The organism is Deltaproteobacteria bacterium HGW-Deltaproteobacteria-18 (genome assembly GCA_002841885.1).
Taxonomy (GTDB): Bacteria; Desulfobacterota; Desulfovibrionia; order Desulfovibrionales; family Desulfomicrobiaceae; genus Desulfomicrobium.
Map to the genome: position 1 here is coordinate 309,808 of PHBE01000001.1, position 18,518 is coordinate 328,325.

Consider the following 18,518-nt stretch of genomic DNA (forward strand, 5'->3'; position numbering starts at 1 on the left):
AAATATGCGCTCTCAATCCGGCTCTTTGCGCACCAAGACATAAATGGGTTCCTTGACACCAAGAATGGCCCCGAAGTTCCGGAATCGCTCCAGCATGGAGTGGGAGATTGTCTGCCCTCTATCCAAGAGGACAACTCCCTTCTCGCTCATCACCGGTTCCATGAGCAGCATGCCTTCTTGCAGTTCATGAAGGTCTAGCCCTATTATTTCACTGTAATTCCTGCGTTCGACGACCTCGCCCAAGGCCGCGACAACCCTGCCATCGTACGAATTGGGCATCTTGCGCATCCGCTGCAACGCATCCTCCGTAGAAACTCCCGACGCCTCGAAATCTGAAAAATCGAGTGCCGCTTTAAGCATACGTGCCCCCACGCAAGGGTTTTCCGCCAGAGGCGTCTCGTGTTCCGAAACAATCTCGATCACACCTTCAAGCCGGGGTATGTTGCGCAGAAGATTCCCTGCGATAGCCGGATGCATGAGAAAGATTTTTTGCTCTTCAGCAGACAGATCCTGACCGCCCAATTTACGTTCAAGAATTTCGTGGGGCAGCGAAATACAGCCCACCAGGCTGAGCATGGCCGCAAGCTCGTACTTCCAAACGTGATCGAGTTTAAGCAATATGGCCATATCCGTCATGAGGCTCTTTGCCTTCTCGGCCCTGCCAAACGCCTTGGGACTGACCTGGGCCAGAAGTTCGGACAATACCTGAATGCACCCCCGCAGGGTGCCGTGCAGGAGCTGCCGCTCGGCCATGACTAGGCGGTATTGTCGCAGGCCATCGTTGACCGCCGCCAGCAAAGCATCCGGGGCACAAGGCTTGGTCAGCAAACGGAAGATGGCGCCCTGGTTGACGGCCGATACGGCGGTGTCGAGGTCGGCATGTCCCGTCAACATGATGCGAACGGTGTCGGGCCAGCGTTGCCTGACGGCCCCCAGCAGTTCCACGCCGCTCATGTTAGGCATTTTCAGATCAGAGACTATCACGGCCACTGGCCCGGTCGATTCCAGAAATTTCAGTGCCGACATGGGGCCATCTGCCGTTTCAATCTGAAAATGCCTGCTCAGATTGCGCCGAAAGGTCTCCAACACGAATTTCTCATCATCGACGAACAGTATCCGCTCGCTCATTTGCGTCTCTCCACGACCCACTCGGTGAGTTCGTTCATATTTCGGTTTCCAGGCATTCCGACCGCACGTCATCCCGGAATTCTTGGTTGTGCCTTTCAAGTCCAGCTTGGCTCATGCGCGCAACCTGTTCGCTCTAAACACGCTCTGACTCTTTCATAAAGTCGGAGACTGCTGACTTCATCCTGGTTTTCATGACCTCAGTAGCCAGAGGTCGCAAGACTCAGAGCCATATCTTGCATGGACCCTGTTGCGGCTTCGATAAGGAAGATCGTCTCTTTTTCAAGCCGCATGTCGTTCATAGCTCACCATCAGACTCCCCATCGACTGGATCTGGTTCAAGACAGGGGGAAGTCGTGTCATCGTCTTGCGAAATAACCACTCGATTACGACCAAGCTCCTTGGCTCTGTACATGGCCTTATCGGCCCGCTCGATCACGGCGCAAGAGGTGTCTCCATTCCGGCACAAAGCCCCGCCAACAGAAACAGACACCCGTAATGTCATCATCGGCAGATCGAGACCGCTTAGCTCCACAAGCATCCGAACACGTTCAGCTACTTGGCGCAATTCCTCCGGAGCGATATTCGGCAACAGACAGAGAAACTCCTCCCCCCCAAAACGGCAGACCCGATCCGTGGGGCGTAGTCCGTTTTGCAGGGCGCGGGCCACGAACCGGATAACCCTGTCACCTACCGGATGCCCATGGGTATCGTTGACGCGTTTGAAATGGTCGATGTCGACAAACAGCACCCCGAAAATTTGGCCGTGTTCACGAAAAGCGCCCATGAGTTCCGAAAGCCTTATTTCCGCAAACTTGCGGTTGCCGATGCCGGTCAACTCGTCTTGGTAGAGGCTTCGTTCCATATCCTTGAGCTGACGGAACATATCCTCCTTGCTGGATGTGTCGACAAAGATCTCGATGGATCCCGCAATTTCGCCGGAACCGTCCCGCAAAGGCAATGCGCGCACCTGCACCGGAACTCGATAACCGGCCTTGTGATGCAGGTAGACGTCGACGACACGAGGGGTTGCGTCGTGCATGGTGGCCATCATCGGACATCCATTTTTACAAAGCGGTTCCCCTGCAAGACTCACGTGTCGCAAAATATTGTCCGCGCAGCACTTGCCAAGGACTTCTTTACTCGAATACCCGGTTATGTTTTCGGCACATTTGTTCCAGAAGACAATCTTTCTGTCACGATCGACAACATAGATCCCATCAAAAAATTGATCCATCAGTTCCAAACATGGTATTTGTAGTCCACCTTGAGACATGTTTATCCTTCCCGTTCGACATTTCGAAGCATTTGATATTCCTTGATGCGCAGGTCGCAGCTCAAAATGTGTCCCACAAGCCAATCTTTGAGCATTTCTCGGAGAGGGCCAGATTCCGCATTCTCTCCGATAAACACGGCGTGCTGAAAATTCTTGACTCGCTTTTTAAGAATGTTGTGCTCTTCCATATGGCTAGCCAGATCAGGATAGCCGATTGATCGCATATATTCTTCTTCATTGGCAAAATGAAAAACTGTATATTCTCGCAATTCATGCAGAATCTTGGCGAAATCGTTCTTGTTTCTGCCGTCCTGCATGGCTCGCAGGAGAGAATTGGTAATGCGGATCAGCTGTTTGTGTTCAGCATCGATCTCCATTTTTCCAACAGAGAGTGTTTCGGACCAGACGATATTGGGCACGTTTCCTCCTGGATTTTCAAACTTCGCAAAATTGGACACATGCTGAAATCAGAAACAATCGGCATCCAGTTCTGAATTCACAATTTCTTTCCAACGCTCGAAGGTCTCTGCCCCCCCCGCGATATCGAGGAACGCCCCTGCCGGAAGATGAGGAGCGTGTCCGCTCGCCTGGACATATCGCTCATGCAACAACACATCCACAACATGAAGAACTGCGGACAAAAGGGTAAGGGGCGGCCCTGGAATCTGGCCATGATGCTGGGCTATGGCGATGACGACATTTTCGGAAAAACCCCAGAGGCCAAGGAGGTAGGCGCCAATCTGTGCATGCGTCACTCCCAGGATCTCGGTCTCGACTTCGTACAATGGCATGTTACGCCCCTGCGATTCCTTAATGATATCAGCATAGTCCTCCGGACAGCCTTCGGCCATCACGATCTTGCCCACATCGTGCAGCAGGCCAGCCAGAAAGGCGTCTTCCACCGCAGGCCCGGACGGACACTCGCCCCTCATCACCGCCCGACAGCACTTGGCTGCGACAAGGCAGTGCCCCCAGAGCTGTTCCATATTGAACCCGGGATACATGTCCGGGTCCTGAGGCTTGAAGACCCCCTCGGAAAGGACGAGCCCCCTGACGAGATTCGCACCCAAGATGTTCACGGCTTGAAGCGGTTCGTCCACACGTCGCGACAGACCAAAAAACGGGGTGTTGACCACCTTGAGGATGGCCGTGGTCAGGCTCATGTCACGGGACACGATCCTGGCCACGGACTGATTCGAGCAGCTTTCGCTCTGCAATTCCCGGGTCAGAGCCGTGTACACATCTGGCACGACAGGCAGATGTTCCAGGCGGTGCACGATCTCGCGCAAACGAGAGTCCATGAGCAGAAAACGCAGCCGCGAGGCGGTCTGAATCGTGGGCAGAAGGCACTCCGGCGTGACGGGCTTGGTCAGCAACTGATGGGCCGCAACAAGCAGGCGCGAAATGATCCTGGTCCCGCCGTCTGCGGTCATGAGGATGCGCAAGGTCAAAGGCCAGCGCACCTGGACCAGGGCCAGCAGGTCCGAACCTTCCATATCGGGCAGGCTGGCGTCCGTGACAATGACGTCACAGGTCCGCTCGGACAAAGTCTGGAGGGCTTGGGCGACCGTTGACGCAGCAAAGAGATCGATGGGCAGGTTCCTGGCCACGATGATTCGCCTGAGGCTTTGATGGACGTGTCTGTCGTCGTCGACGAAAAGGACAGTGATGTTAGCCATGATGTTCGCCATCCTCTTTCCCGGCCAGGGGCAGGGTTATGATAAACGTCGTACCCCGGTCGCTTTCTGTTTCGAAGCGGATCGTTCCGCCGTGATCCTTGACCACAACCCGATGGGCAATGAACAGGCCCTGGCCGGTTCCCTGGCCGACGGGCTTTGTGGTGAAAAAAGGTTCGAAGAGGTGCTCTTGGGCATGAGCCGGAATGCCTGTCCCTGTGTCCTGCACACGAATTTCCGCCATGCTATCCACGCAGCGAGTGCTGATGGTGATCCTGCCAATCGCTCCGTCCGGCCTGGATGCGCCCATGATGGCGTGCGCAGCGTTGACTACGAGGTTGAGGAGCACCTGCCCTATCTCTTGTGACGAACAGACCACCGGCGGGAGATCGGGGGCGAGGTCCGTTATGGTTTCTGCCACATACTTCCATTCGTTGCGGGAGACCGTGACAGTCTGCTCGATCAACGTGTTCAGATCGATTTCCTGCTGCCTGTCGTGGCCGGGATGAGCGAACTGCTTGACGGAATTGACAATGGCCGAGATCCGATCCAGCCCCTGCAGAGTTTCCGAGACGGCCGCCGGCAGCTCGTCCAGATAAAAGGGAATCTGCCGTTCTTCTTCCATGGCGGCAAGGGCTGTCCAATCAGGAATCGAATCGGGCTGTGTCCCAAGGCTCCTATACGCGCCAAGCACGCTTTCCAGCTGCTCCATGCCTTCCTTGATAAACCACATGTTGTTCATGACATACTGGGTCGGCGTATTGATCTCGTGGGCAATGCCCGCCGCGAGCTGTCCGATGGCTTCGAGCTTCTGAGTCTGCAGGAGCTGGGATTCAAGCATCCTGCGCTCGGTAGTATCCATAACCAGAAGCCAAAAACCCAGACATTCACATTCGCTGGACTTCAGGGTCACAGGGGCAACCAAAGTGAAGCGAACTTCGGAACAAATTTTCATACGCAAATCATATCTTGAACCTGGAATAACACAGCTTTCACCTTCGAAAATACCGATACAACGATCCAAGTCATCTTCATGTATGTATGAAATAAAATTAGAGCAAATAACTTCTTCGTGTTTTTTACGCACAATAGAGCAGAAGTGATTGTTGCAATATCCGATATTTCCTTTTGGATCAGTTTGAATAAGGCCCTGACTCATATTCTCGGCTAGGTTACGGAAGCGCTGTTCGCTTTGCACCAGGTTCTCCCGAGCGATTCTACTTGCCGTCACGTCCTCGATAAACCCTTCATAATAATGCACACTACCGTCGGTGTCTCTGACAATGCGCCCACGCATCCGGCCCCAGAACGGCGAATTGTCCCTGCGCAGCAAACGGCACTCTCGAGGCGCCACCTCGCCCTTCTCGAACCCTTCGCCAATGATCCGTGTACGATCTTCCGGATCGACATACATCTGCGTTCCAATATTGTAGTAATGCTGAATCATCTCATCAGTGGAGGCAAAACCGAATATGGTGGCCATGGTTTTGTTGACACTTAAATAGGTGCCTTCGGGAGTGCTCTGAAAGATTCCTACCGGGGCATTGTCGAATATGCTCTTATACTTGCCCTCGACTACCAGAAGGGTTTCCCGAATTTTCTCCGAAGCACTCACGTCGCGAGCCACAAACACCTTGCCAATTGCTGCCCCAGAGGAGTCCAAGAGAGAATTGCATCGGACCATGAACCTGCCCGGAAGGTTGGGAAAGATAACGGCGATCTCCCTGGAGGAGCAGTCGCCTTGAGGGAAATGGCATTCGGCGCAGCCAAAAATCTCTTTGCATGTCCGGCCGACGATCTCCTTCGGCGCCAGCCCAAGTCGAACGGCCAAGGTCTTGTTGGCGCGCTGGACAATCCCGGTCCCATCGAGCAGAAAAACGATGTCGGAGATAGTGTCGAAAGTCCGCTCCAGCTCTTCTTTGGCCCGCAGAATTCGTTCACGGCTTTTCAGACGCGCTGTTACGTCCCGAAGCAGGATGGAAACCCCCGTGAATTTTCCGGAAACATCAGGCTGAAAGTCCATGCTGACACGCATTGACCTTTTTCTACCCGGCCCGGGAAATACGACCATTTTTTCGAACGATTTTCCGCGACCCGCCAGCCACTCTTGCCAGATTTCCGCCAACCAAGGAAAAATATCGCAAACATTCTTTCCGCAAAGGCTGTTTCCATTCGTTTGGGATTTTAAAGAATAGTAATCTTGGCCATGCAGCGCATGCTCATTTACAAGACTGGCCGCAGCGCGATTCAGATTCTCGATGACCCCATCGTGGGAGACAAAAATTACGGGTTGGTCGAAGCTCTCGAAAAACGTCAGATAGCGATTTTTCTCATTGGTCATCTCCCTCAGAGTCGAGGCCATTGCGGCCTTGTGTTCTCCTCCTGCCACTCCGGCCCATTCGGAACAGAACGCGGTCCCCATGCGATCGAAAAGCCTGATCAGGACATGCTCGATCCTGTCCCGCTCCTCGCCCGGCGACAAAAATTCACGCACGCAGTCCTGGTAGGCCTGACGATAGTATACGAAAAGCCCGAGAAACATGCCAAGTTCAATTCCTCTATCCCTGTGCAAGCGCGCCTCGGTCAAAGCAAAGCGGGTCAAAGGGTCCTTGGACCAGTCCGAATGTACGGGCAATTCGATTTCTGGGAGTCCAGAAGACTCAAATGCCGAGGCAACAGCTTCAGTCAAGCCGGCAATGGAAATTCGCCACGCCTCGACAAGAGTGGCCGTATAGGCCGCATAGCCTTGCTGACGGGCATAACCAAGTATGCGCTCCATGAGCCACGCTTCCTTCCCACGCAACAACTCGACAATTGTGTTCATTTACAACCCCGAACCGGAATCGTCAGAGCAGATTGAACAGAAACTCGACCCTCACAATCTTCACCCGACATGCTTTGAACGGCTCCAGCAAAAAAATCCGCCAGTTCGTCGATATCGACAAGCTCCCTGTAGAGAGGCGAAAATCTCGCCCGCTGCACGCCGTGAAGCGACGTTACCACATAAGCAGCTAAACGAAGAGCCGTCTCGGGACCCTTGGTGGCACTTAGTTTCCGGGCAAGAATTTGAACGACTTCCAGGCTGAGTGAGGCCAGCGCCGACATGTGCTCAGGATTGCTGAACATTGCGAAAGGTGGTTCACGGTAGGCCATCGCGTAACCTGTCGACGTGTCCGAAGTAAAAGCCATATAAGAACGCACAAAATCCTTGATCGCTTCGCGCATGTCCAAAGACAATGCCCCTACTTCGTTTTGAAGCTGATCCCTCAATCCCGTCATCACGAACAACAACGCATTGAAATAAAGGGTCTCCTTGTTGACGAAATAATATCGCGCAAGCCCTTGGGCGACCCCAGCCCGCCGCGAGATGCTCTCGATGCTTGCTTTTTCATAGCCCGATTCGGAAAAAGCGGCGCAAGCGGCTTGAAGGATCAAATTCTTCTTGTCATTTTTCATGGTATTCCCGTATTTATTTGTACGTACATACAACTTAGATCATGCGGAGATGACGCGCAAGACAGTTCGCACAATTTTCAACAAGGAAATTCAATGTTAATAATGAAATAAAGATAGTAATTTTGATTATTCCCTGAAACTTTGTTTTTCACAGCAATAAATCATTTCTAACCCACGAGGCGCGCTGTGACCAATAGCACCAAACTCCGAGACCAATCTGTCCTTTTCGTCGACGACGAACCGGCGGTTCGGGAGGGTTTGAGACGTGCGCTACACCATGCTCCATTTCGTTGTCATTTCGCAGAATCCGCCTTCCAGGCCTTGGAATTGATCGACTCGAAAAAAATCGACATCGTAGTCGCCGACGAACAAATGCCCGGGATGTCGGGCTCCGAATTCCTGAGCATCGTCCGCAACCGACAGCCACAGATCATACGGATCATCCTTTCGGGCCACGCGAGTATGGAACGGGTAATCGCCGCAATTAACTCCGGGCAGATCCATCGCTTTCTGACCAAACCCATCGAAACAAACCTATTGACTGAAATTCTTGAAGAATTTTTTAGCGACTTGCGCATGCAGGCGACGCAAAATGCCCTGCACAGCAGGACAGACACTCTCGGCAGATGGGAATGGGACATCCTGCAAGATAAATGGGGATGGAGCGAAGGCTTTGAGCGAATCATGCATTGCCGACTCATGGACGGAGATTCGGGCTTAGCCACTCTTTTCGCGACAGCTCACCCGCAAGACCGGGCCGAACTGATCTCCATCATTTACGACTGCCGGGACAGTGGACAGAACAGAGAAGCCGAGTTCCGCATTCTAACCAGCGACGGGAGCGTCCGCTGGATCGTTCAGTACATGGACGTTTTCAAGGATGGCAACAAGGTTTGGAAGCTCTTTGGCATGATGCGCGACATCACTGATCAAAAGGAAAAAGAAATGCTGCAGGTCGACCGTCTGATCATGCTGCAAACGACACTGAACAAGACCGTCGAAGCGCTAGGTCGCATGACGGAAATGCGCGACCCCTATACTGCTGGGCACCAGATACGGGTCGCACGTTTGGCCAAAGAGATCGGAAAGCGCATGGGCCTTGATCCAGGCCACCTGGAAGGACTGGAGATTGCGGCTAAACTTCATGATATTGGCAAAATCTACGTCCCTGCCGAATTCCTTGCCAAACCAGGGACATTGCGCGAAGCGGAGATGAATTTAATAAAGTATCACCCTGAAATTGGTCACCAAATCATTCAGGAAATACCCTTCAACATGCCTGTGGGCGACATAATTCTTCAGCATCATGAGCGTTTGGACGGATCTGGTTACCCACATGGTTTGAAAAAGAACGATATCATTTTGGAGGCGCAAATCATTGCCGTCGCAGACGTGTTCGAAGCTATGTCTTCCTACCGTCCCTACAGGCCCGGTCTTGGCGAGGAAGTTGCCATCAAGGAATTGCGCTCGAAGAAAGGCCTCTTCTTCGACCCCGCCGCCGTTGACGCTCTGGAAACCATTCTCATAGATCATCCAAACTTTCTTGATGAACCAAAGTCAGACTCAAACCATATATAATCATCATATTTTGTTATGAAACATTGTAACAAAATGCATATATGTATTCAGTATGCGAAAAAATATTGAGATTAAAAGGATAGTAAATTTATGAGAATCTTGATTGTTGAAGATGATATTTCAGGCGTCATGTTATTACGTAAAATTTTATACAATTATGGCGAAATAGCTGACGTAAATGATGGACCTAAAGCTATAGAAGCATTCGAAAAAGCTTGGAATGAAGGTAATCCATACAATCTTATTTTTTTAGACATTATGATGCCGAGCATGAGCGGACAAGATGTCCTATCCACAATCAGAAAAAAAGAAACTGAAATGCGACTACCTCAACTCAAAGAAGTTAAAGTTATCATAACATCCGCTCTCGACAGCGTTGATAGTGTCAGCCAGGCCTTCAACGAAGGCAGAGCTTCCGCATATTTAGTGAAGCCGATACTCAAACATCATGTCTTGGAAGAAATAAACAAGCTCGGATTCGTTTGAAACTTTTTATTTTAAATAATTATGTTAATCAAATAATGACATATTTTATAGATATATTTATTTCATGAGCAAGCACACGAAAGAAATATCAAGTACGGAAGAAGACAGCATGTTTTTCAATGCTTTCAAGTACGCATCAATAGGCATGGCGCTTGTTGCGCCAGATGGAAAATGGCTAAAAGTTAACAGATCGCTATGCGAAATGCTTGGTTATCTGGAAGAAGAAATTTTAGAGAAAACTTTTCAGGATATCACACATCCTGACGACCTTGATGAAGACTTGGTCTATGTGACCAGAATGCTGGCTGGAGTCATCGACAACTACCAGATGGAAAAGCGCTACTTTCATAAAGAAGGATACGTTATCAACATCCTTCTCAGTGTTTCCTTGGTAGTCAATAAAGATAAATCACCTCGTTTTTTCATTTCACAAATACAAGATATAACACGTAGAAAACAAGTTGAAGAAGAATTATTAAAAATATCACGCGAAGACACACTTACTGGAATCGCCAATAGGCGTTATTTTTTTGAACATGCTTCCAGAGAAATGATCAGAGGCAAAAGATTTAATGAATCGCAAACTTTAGCCATGCTCGATATAGATCATTTTAAAAATATCAACGATACGTATGGGCACGAAACAGGTGACATTGTTCTCAAAATAATGGCAAAAGAGTGCAAAAAAATACTGCGCGAAATTGATATATTCGGAAGAATTGGAGGGGAAGAATTTTGCGTCCTGTTCCTGAACACAGACAAGCAGACATCACAAATTCTCGCAGAGAGGTTGCGTAGTCACATAGAAAAAATTGAAGTAATGACTAGCGCTGGAAAAATCAATTTCACCGTGAGTATCGGAATGGTATCTTTCCGTGGCGGAAACAAATCTATCGATGAAAGACTGAGTATTGCCGATCAGGCGCTATACCAAGCAAAAGAATCTGGAAGAAACCGCATTGAAATTATTTCAGAAGCTCTGAGCAACTCAGAAGAAACGCCCGAACCCATACATTCTCAACTTGTTCGGTTAATGTGGAAAGACGAGTACGCATCAGGAAATCTGCTTATAGATAGCCAGCACAGGCATCTTTTCACTAGTTCAAATGAACTACTTAACGCAATAATTACAGGGAAGCCTGATAATAATGTTCTAATACTCGCAAAAAATCTCTTAAATCAGACTGCTAAACACTTTTTGGATGAAGAAAAATTATTATACGAATCTAAATTTCCTGAATTTCGAGATCATTGCAAAATTCACAGACAACTTGAAAAAAAATGAACCAGAAAATCGCTAATTTTATAAATGATAAAATTCATGTCGGCGAACTATTTTCATTTTTGGTTACCGACGTCATCTTGGAGCATCTGGTACGTGAAGATCAGAAATACTTCTCTTATTTGGAATAAAACGATATAAAAATTGCGGCAATGAGTATTCAATCCTCTAACGCTGTAGCCATAAATAACGAATCCTATATAAAATTATACTGCAAAAAGTATTTACGTTCTGCACCTGTGGCGCATCTGCCTCACTAACGCCACTGTTCCGCGAGCATTTCGGACATCATCTGCATGAGAGTCTCCATATTCACGGGATTTGCTACGTATTCGCTCATACCAGTTCCTCCCTAACGCTGCTGTTCTGCGAACATTTTTGACATCAACTGCATGAAGAGCTCCATGTTCGCGGGCGTTACTACGTCACACGAAAACACGAATCGTCCCGCTGCAACTTCAGGAGTCGATTGCGTAATCCGGAACATAATTGTCATCTTCAGGGCGCGCGGGACAATCGCTGACGGACTGAAAGGAATTGATACTAGGCGGCAAAAGCTTAACCGACGCTCAATAATCCGTGGCAGATTTGTCAACGCCGTAACGCTTCATGCGTCGGCCCGCATCGATGTAATGCTCGCGAAGGCACTGCTCGATGGCCATCGGATCCTTGCCGCGCAGAACGTCGAAAATGACCTTATGCCGTTCGTAGACCTCTTTGGTTGTGAAGATCTCTCGCCAGTATTTGAAGAGAAGAAACTTGGACACTCCCCGACAGGAACGTCGGGAGAGATGGACGATGAGTGAATTGTCCGTCTTGGAAAAGAGGATATCATGGAACTGATTGTCCAAGGGCGCAAGCAACTCCCTTTTTCCTCCATTCTCCGCTAGATGCTTCATCTGCTCGAGAATGACCTGCAGCTTCCGAAAATCCTCTTCCGTGAACTCGTTTATAGTAGAAGCGACAACCGCCCCCTCCAGGACTCCGCCGATGAAATAGGAGTCCTGTATCTCCTTTTCGGTCAAGGCCGCAATGAACTTACCACGCTGTGGAATGGAAACGATCAACCCGTCCTGGACGAGCATCTGCAGGGCTTCACGGACCGGAGCGCGGCTTATGGAAAGCCGCGAGGCGAGATGCACCTCGTTGACCTTGTCCCCGGGGTTTAGTTCGCCGTCGAGGATGGCCTGTTTGATATATTCAGATATTTGCAAACTGTAGGTTTTAATGCCGGTCATTTTTTGCCTATGAGAAATTTTATGGATTGTGGCGAAGCCCCTATCTTGACCGTTGGCGGAGCCTTCCGGCCTTGTGAACAAAACATCGCCGCCCTGCGCTTGCCACGAAGCTGACAAAATCCTCATTGGAAAAGGCAAAATCGTGGCGAACCAGGACTGTAAGCGTCCTTGATGCTTATCACTCGCGAATATGACGTTTGTCTGAAGAAACCGCCAATTGAAAAACGAACAACTTGCGCCAAGCTTGGGAGATATCTTAGTTAGCCAGTTAATGTGAAAAAAAATGAAAGAAAGCGCAAGTTTTATATTTGAGACAACCAAGGGAGAAAACCATGCCCGAATATTGCGTCACACTCTGCAATGCGTTGTCCAAACAGCACCACTGTATTTTATTAATGACAAAGCCCCTGTCCATAACAAGGGCTTTGTCATTAAAAGCTCAATTCGAAAGTTAAAGATTTTGAGTATAAAATAAGTTTTATGCTACTGCATCTTGATTATCATCTAAATCAATAGCATCTTCTTCAGATGCCATCTTTCTGTTCCATCCTGTAGCCACTGATAAAAGCAAAACTAACAGCAATGCCCAAGTATAAGGATTATATAGAGCTGTTGTTATCGGAGGTGCAGTGATCTTAAAAGATTCAGCAGCACTTATAACGGCTGCATACCATGCTGCAACAACAATGTGCCAAGGCAAAATGAAAAATATTGTGCATACAGAGCAGTCCATAACGTTAGCTCTTCTTGACGGAGCAAGCCCAAATTTTTCACCTATAGGACGCACAATACCAGGTCCAACCAGCAACAAAGCCGGAGCATTTGCCGAGATCGGAATCGAAGCGAGAATTGTTATGCCAATAATAAACAATTCTGCCTGTCGCACAGAACTCACAATAGTCTTCTCTGCAAAAGAGAGAATTCGACGCATAATCCCACTTTCAACAAGAATTTGAGTAACAGCAAGTATAAGTATTGCAAAAATTATTGCGCCAACTACACTATTTATTCCATCCTCAACAATACCAGTCGACACCGCACGAGACTCAGGTATGTGAAAAATTGCCGAAAAAGTAGTGTTTCCGGAAATAATTCCAATAATTGCAGCACTTATATTACCATAAATAAGAGACTCTATTATATGCCTGCCTGAAAGTGCAGAAACCACAACTATCACAAGAGCTATAAGCATCAGCGCGCCAGACGGATTCAAATTTGCCTGAATCTCAGGAAGCGTGCTGACCTGTCCACCACCGCCGAAAACGATAAAAACACCCATTGCCAGAACAGCAGCGCTAATCGACAAAGGAAAGCGACTGCGTACGACATTCTTCATCGTTGCGCCTTGCGTGAATGCCGAAACGATGGTCGTATCTGAAATTGGAGCAAGGTTGTCGCCAAAAGCGGCGCCTGACAAAATTGCAAGAGACAACATGGCTGGATCTGCCCCGAGAAAATATCCAGCGGGATAGAGTACGGGTGTGAGAGCGATGCACGTTCCGGTGCTTGTCCCTGTTCCCAACGAGAAAAGCATGGCCGCCAGAAAAACGATCGCGGTAAACATCGCCCCTTGCGCGCCAGTGGTCATGCCGAGCCAAAGAAGCCCATGCACCAAGCCACCTGCGACCATCAATTTGCCAAAAACACCTGCAAAAAGCCAAGCGGTGATAATTACAATACCTGTCTTGTCTCCGATGCCGCGCATAGCACTTCTGCAGTATTCTTTTTTATTTTTCGCAAAAAACAATCCAACCGCCAGAGCTATCCATGCACACGCCCAAAATGGCTTTGTACCTCCACGCTCTTCTACTGAAAGCCATATCAGTCCACATACAAGTATAATCAATGGAACTAGACCGCCAAGTATTCCACCATGCAACTCAAGTCGCCTTTCCATAGAAAACCCCACTTTAAAGTTAATAATTTCGTGAAATTCTATGCCTTGCCTTATTCATATCGACTAAAAAAGGCGGCTCGATAATCGAACCGCCTTTTTTGCTACATAAATGTATCCATGTACGCGTACAGCGCTGGAGAACCGCCGGTATGTAGGAAGAGCACATTGGAGCCTTCCGGAAAATGCCCTTTTCGCACCAAGTCAACCAGTCCGGCCATAGCCTTTCCGGAATATACGGGATCAAGGAGAATGCCTTCGGTTTGCGCCAACAGCTTGACCGCCTCGACCATGCTTTCCGTCGGCAAGGAGTAGCCGGGGCCGACATAGCCGTCGAAGCAGGTTACCGTTTCGGCGGGAATGCCACCCTTCACACCCACGCGCTCGGCAGTGGCCACAGCCAATTTGTGAACGATCCCTTCCTGAACTTCCTTGGTGCGGGAAACATTCACGCCGCTGACGGGAATGTCCGCGTTGCAACCGACCATGCCGACCACGATACCGGCGTGGGTGCCCGCGCTGCCGCTCGGGACAACCATATGGTCGATCTTCAGCCCCATCTGGAAAAGCTGTTCAAGCGTTTCCTGGGCGCAGGCCACATAGCCGGTGGCGCCGATGGTGTTCGAAGCCCCGCCGGGAATGATGTAGGGTTTCCGACCTTGAGCGGCCACGGAGTCGGCCACCTTCTGCATTTCACCCATCATGTCGGAACCTGCGGGCACCACCTTGATGCTCTTGACGCCCATCAGATGGAACAGAAAGTTGTTGCCGGAAGCATCGGGCTTGTAGCTGCCCTTGACACGCTCTTCCAGCACCAGATGGCAATCCATGCCCTCTTTCACGGCCCAGGAAAGGGTCAAACGGCAATGGTTGGACTGCACGGCGCCGCAGGTGATGATCGTGTCGGCTCCTTTCTCCATGGCGTCGGCCACGCAAAAATCGAGCTTGCGGGTCTTGTTGCCGCCCGCACAACCCGGCAGCAGGTCGTCTCGCTTAATGTAGATGTTGACCTTGCCACCCAGCGCCTTGGAGAAGGCAGGCACAGCCTCGATGGGTGTAGGGATTGTGACGTAGCCCCTGCGCGGAAATTTTGCGAGATTCATGGTTGCTCCTTGGATAAGAATATTAAAGGGATATCAATCTCGTCTGGAGACGATTGCTTCGATTTCAACCTTCGCGCCAAGGGGTAACTTGGCCACCTCGAAGGCACTCCGGGCCGGAAAAGGTTCGCTGAAATAGGTAGCATATACGGCATTCACCACCTTGAAATCATTCATGTCCGCCAGAAACACCGTTGTCTTCACGACGTCGCCGAGCGTCGCCCCCGCAGCTTCCGTAACCGCCTTGAGATTCTTCAAAGCCTGATGCGCCTGCTCCTCGATACCGTCCGGAAACGTGCCCGTTTCCTTATCGATGGGCAGCTGTCCGCTGACGAATACAAGACCCGGCACAGCGATGGCGTGAGAATACGGCCCCACCGCCGCCGGAGCCTTCTCCGATGTGATCTGAATTTTGCTGCTCATGCGTCTCCTCTGCTGAAATAGTGAATTTGCCAAATTGTCATCATTTCAAATGTCGACATTTGACCATTTTTATTCTTCGTACTCCGCAGGTGTCAAGAGAAACTCTTCACAAAGTATGGACAGACTCCTGCACCATGCTCATGTAGTTCAGATTCGCAAGGACAGTTACCGACTCAAGGACAAGCGCAAGTCAAGAATCATCGCCCACCGAAGGTAGCGAACGCATCACGACCCGCGTATCAATAATGAAGTCCTCGAAATACGAAAACCCCGGAGCTTGTAACTCCAGGGCATTTCGTTCGTTGCTGTGCTTAACGGCTAGGCTATGCCGAGCAGATACCGATATGGCCGAAAATTCGTTCGACCAACTGGGCAAGTTGCTCAGCGAATGGGGCGTAATCCGTATCCTTCCCCGCCTTGTCCAAATTCTCGTAATAGGCGGACCGAGCCTTCACCGGGATGATCACGGTCGGAAATCCTGCTCGCATGAGTTCCATGTTCATGACGAGCCTTGAAGTCCTGCTGTTACCGACCCGGAAAGGATAGATGATGACCAGATCGGCATGCACCTTAGCAGCCTTTTCAACGGGACGAAGGCTCGGATCCTCGCAATGGTACCAAAAGACCTTGCGACTATAATACACGCGCAGAAACGCCGAGAGGCTGTCGGGCACCACGAGACCTGCGTTATCAGTGATCGTATGCGACCCAACCTGACTGCGTATACACCCAAGCGGGTTACGTCGACGATACAGGCCGCACAACACTCGTGGCGATGAAGACGTTGACCGCATTTACAGCAAGTGCTGGGGCATCGAGGTTGTATTCTTCCGCACGGCCAAGCAGCATCTGAAATTGAAAAAAGGCCTGCCAGGGCCGTAACTTCGGTGCCCTCATCGACACACGACCATCGTAATGGCCAGACACATCTTCCTGAGCATCGAAAAACGCAGGACGGAAGATCCCAGAACCCTCGGCCTGCTGTTCCATTGTTGCTGTGAAGAGGCTGCGGACTGCATTCCCGTCAAGGCGTTGTGCCTAATCCTAGGCATCACCCGAGAAATTCTGAAGAAACTTGACGAAGGCCAGAACCAAGCCGAACGCATATTGATTAGGCTTTCTGAGATGGAATCCGCAGCCTGATGCACAATTTCGATTATATTATTCATGAACAAAGGATGTTAGTCATCCGGGATAGGATTTTCTTGGACACCGGCTTGGGAGCAGAGAAGCTCCGTGAGGACCAGGACGACTGGAACGGGAAATGGGCAGAGAACTAGCTCGTGCGGAACATGCGAACGCTCGACCAAAGAAAAAGCCGCTGAAATTATTACATTTCAGCGGCTTATCTTTTTAGATGGTGTCGAAGGGGGGACTAGCGGAGGCGTCGCAGCTAATTCTTCAAAATCAATCAAATTTAGCTATTTAAGAACAAAAAAACTACGTAATTTATGACCTACATTCTTGACCCCGCGGAATCAAGCAAAAATGACAAATTGTCCGCACTTTGGATATCCCCGGCTCAACGTGTTTATGGGACCTCCGGGACATGTCATAGCCACCTACAAAGCATTCTGGCTATGGTACAGTTTTAATAACATCATACTGAAGCAGAATTGTGATCCTTTGACCCTTTCTAATGTTCTGGATCGACGCAATGATGCGAGGAAATGACTTACTAATTTCACTTCAATTCCTTGATCTTTCTGATGTCCACCGACTTTCCAAGCATGACAAGAATATCACTGTCTTTAAGTACGTAATCTGCCGGGGGAACGAGGATGAAATCCTCTGGGATAACTTCTTTAATTGCAATGATATGGACATTATACCTTGCCCGTAAATTCAGGCCGATCAAAGACTTTCCAACAAACTCCCTGGGGGTGCCTACCTGAATCATGTCAAACTCTTCAGCCAGTGGGATGAAGTCTAGAACATTCGGCCTGGAAAGATTACGGGAAACCCTGATTGCCATATCTCTCTCCGGATGAATGATTTCAGTGGCTCCCATTCTTTTGAGAATCTTTGCGTGATCGTCGTCGAGAGCCTTGGCCAGGATCTTATTGACTCCAGACTCCTGCAAATAAAGACAGATGAGAATACTGTTACTAATTTTCGTTCCTGTTGAAACAATAACAGCATCCATCTCTTCCAAGCATAAGGACTTCAAAGCCTCCTTGTCCGTAGCGTCAATCACCATCGCTTCGGTAGAATACGGATCGATTGATTGGACTCTTCCCCTGTCCGTATCCATTGCGAGAACTTCGTTACCCTCTTCATATAGGGCCTTGGCTGCGTGAAAACCAAAATTACCCAACCCTATCACCGCAAAACGCTTCATATCATCCCCCGCTATTCTAACCGATCATCAGATTTTCTTCAGAAGACTCGAAACCTTTCGTCGCTACAGTTCCCACAATTATGTACGAAAATGTGAGAATCCCAACGCGTCCGACCACCATCATAAGCGTAATGATAATTTTCCCCCAAGTGGTCAGATCCGAAGTGATACCCATGGACAGCCCCACAGTTCCGAAAGCGGAAACCGTTTCGAACATGTAGGACAGGAATGCGCCATTGGAACCTCCTGCTTCATGTCCGCTTACGGCATCACCCATAAGGAGCAAAAACAGCGCGACTCCGATTACGCCCAGGGAAACAAGCACAAGCGAGACGCTGCGTGTAACGGTTTAATAGGGGCAACTCCACACGCCGCTGGCCCTACTCTGGGCGGACTGCTGATCGACGCACTATGGGATACGGATGGGCCTTCGCGCTCATGGCCTGCATCCTGATCGCCGTGATCCCTTGATTCTGGAGCGCCACCGGCAACATAGGCGAAATTGCCACCCAGCCTTAAGCTTATGCATGCTGCTCCTAGAGGAAGAGAGAAGTGGCCCCAGAAATTTGCACAAGCCTTTAGGTGGGAACTCTGCTAGCCCCGACCCCTTCAAACGCAAATGATTAGGGAGCAGAGAATGACG

Annotated in this window: 15 protein-coding genes and 2 pseudogenes; 4 read left to right on the forward strand and 13 right to left on the reverse strand. The window is 49.8% G+C overall.

The window, feature by feature from the left end; translation table 11 throughout:
- Window positions 1-12 precede the first annotated feature (12 nt).
- From CVU60_01415 to CVU60_01440, 6 genes are all read right to left on the reverse strand, one after another.
- On the reverse strand, window positions 13-1,200 hold the full coding sequence (locus CVU60_01415; protein ID PKN43702.1) for a hypothetical protein: 1,188 nt from the start codon (window positions 1,198-1,200) through the stop codon (window positions 13-15).
- Window positions 1,201-1,423: 223 nt separating this feature from the next.
- A complete protein-coding gene (locus tag CVU60_01420) occupies window positions 1,424-2,401 on the reverse strand; it encodes a sensor domain-containing diguanylate cyclase (GenBank protein ID PKN43703.1) in 978 nt (325 codons plus the stop codon).
- Between the two features lie 2 nt (window positions 2,402-2,403).
- The gene (locus CVU60_01425) at window positions 2,404-2,820 is read right to left on the reverse strand and encodes a hemerythrin (GenBank protein PKN43704.1); all 417 of its coding nucleotides are present in this window, start codon (window positions 2,818-2,820) and stop codon (window positions 2,404-2,406) included.
- Between the two features lie 48 nt (window positions 2,821-2,868).
- On the reverse strand, window positions 2,869-4,092 hold the full coding sequence (locus tag CVU60_01430; protein ID PKN43705.1) for a two-component system response regulator: 1,224 nt from the start codon (window positions 4,090-4,092) through the stop codon (window positions 2,869-2,871).
- A complete protein-coding gene (locus CVU60_01435; protein ID PKN43706.1) occupies window positions 4,073-6,901 on the reverse strand; it encodes a hypothetical protein in 2,829 nt (942 codons plus the stop codon). Before CVU60_01435 ends, CVU60_01430 begins: the two co-directional genes overlap by 20 nt.
- Entirely contained in the window at window positions 6,898-7,533 is a 636-nt protein-coding gene (locus CVU60_01440; protein ID PKN43707.1) for a hypothetical protein, read from the reverse strand. Before CVU60_01440 ends, CVU60_01435 begins: the two co-directional genes overlap by 4 nt.
- A 186-nt stretch (window positions 7,534-7,719) precedes the next feature.
- Between CVU60_01440 and CVU60_01445 the strand changes: the two genes are divergently transcribed.
- The 3 genes from CVU60_01445 (at window position 7,720) to CVU60_01455 (ending at window position 10,882) form a co-directional block, all read left to right on the forward strand.
- The gene (locus tag CVU60_01445; protein PKN43708.1) at window positions 7,720-9,111 is read left to right on the forward strand and encodes a hypothetical protein; all 1,392 of its coding nucleotides are present in this window, start codon (window positions 7,720-7,722) and stop codon (window positions 9,109-9,111) included.
- 90 nt (window positions 9,112-9,201) lie between these two features.
- Entirely contained in the window at window positions 9,202-9,597 is a 396-nt protein-coding gene (locus CVU60_01450; GenBank protein PKN43709.1) for a response regulator, read from the forward strand.
- Between the two features lie 64 nt (window positions 9,598-9,661).
- Window positions 9,662-10,882: a hypothetical protein gene (locus tag CVU60_01455; GenBank protein ID PKN43710.1), complete on the forward strand. Its 1,221-nt coding sequence runs from the start codon at window positions 9,662-9,664 to the stop codon at window positions 10,880-10,882.
- Between the two features lie 566 nt (window positions 10,883-11,448).
- Here CVU60_01455 and CVU60_01460 read toward each other — a convergent pair.
- From CVU60_01460 to CVU60_01480, 5 genes and pseudogenes are all read right to left on the reverse strand, one after another.
- Window positions 11,449-12,117: a GntR family transcriptional regulator gene (locus tag CVU60_01460; GenBank protein ID PKN43711.1), complete on the reverse strand. Its 669-nt coding sequence runs from the start codon at window positions 12,115-12,117 to the stop codon at window positions 11,449-11,451.
- 478 nt (window positions 12,118-12,595) lie between these two features.
- Entirely contained in the window at window positions 12,596-14,014 is a 1,419-nt protein-coding gene (locus CVU60_01465; protein PKN43712.1) for a sodium:proton antiporter, read from the reverse strand.
- A gap of 101 nt (window positions 14,015-14,115) precedes the next feature.
- Window positions 14,116-15,114 carry a D-cysteine desulfhydrase gene (locus CVU60_01470; GenBank protein PKN43713.1) on the reverse strand — a complete coding sequence of 333 codons (999 nt, stop codon included), beginning with the start codon at window positions 15,112-15,114 and terminating at the stop codon, window positions 14,116-14,118.
- A 33-nt stretch (window positions 15,115-15,147) separates the two neighbouring features.
- Window positions 15,148-15,534 (reverse strand): reactive intermediate/imine deaminase, encoded by a 387-nt coding sequence (locus CVU60_01475; GenBank protein ID PKN43714.1) that lies wholly within the window; start codon window positions 15,532-15,534, stop codon window positions 15,148-15,150.
- Window positions 15,535-15,852: 318 nt separating this feature from the next.
- Window positions 15,853-16,328, reverse strand: a pseudogene (locus CVU60_01480) (hypothetical protein).
- Between the two features lie 121 nt (window positions 16,329-16,449).
- Here CVU60_01480 and CVU60_01485 point away from each other — a divergent pair.
- A complete protein-coding gene (locus CVU60_01485) occupies window positions 16,450-16,677 on the forward strand; it encodes a hypothetical protein (protein ID PKN43715.1) in 228 nt (75 codons plus the stop codon).
- Between the two features lie 541 nt (window positions 16,678-17,218).
- Here the strand turns inward: CVU60_01485 and CVU60_01490 are convergent.
- On the reverse strand, window positions 17,219-17,875 hold the full coding sequence (locus tag CVU60_01490) for a potassium transporter TrkA (GenBank protein PKN43716.1): 657 nt from the start codon (window positions 17,873-17,875) through the stop codon (window positions 17,219-17,221).
- Between the two features lie 16 nt (window positions 17,876-17,891).
- A pseudogene (locus tag CVU60_01495) lies at window positions 17,892-18,224 on the reverse strand (ATPase).
- Window positions 18,225-18,518: the final 294 nt, after the last annotated feature.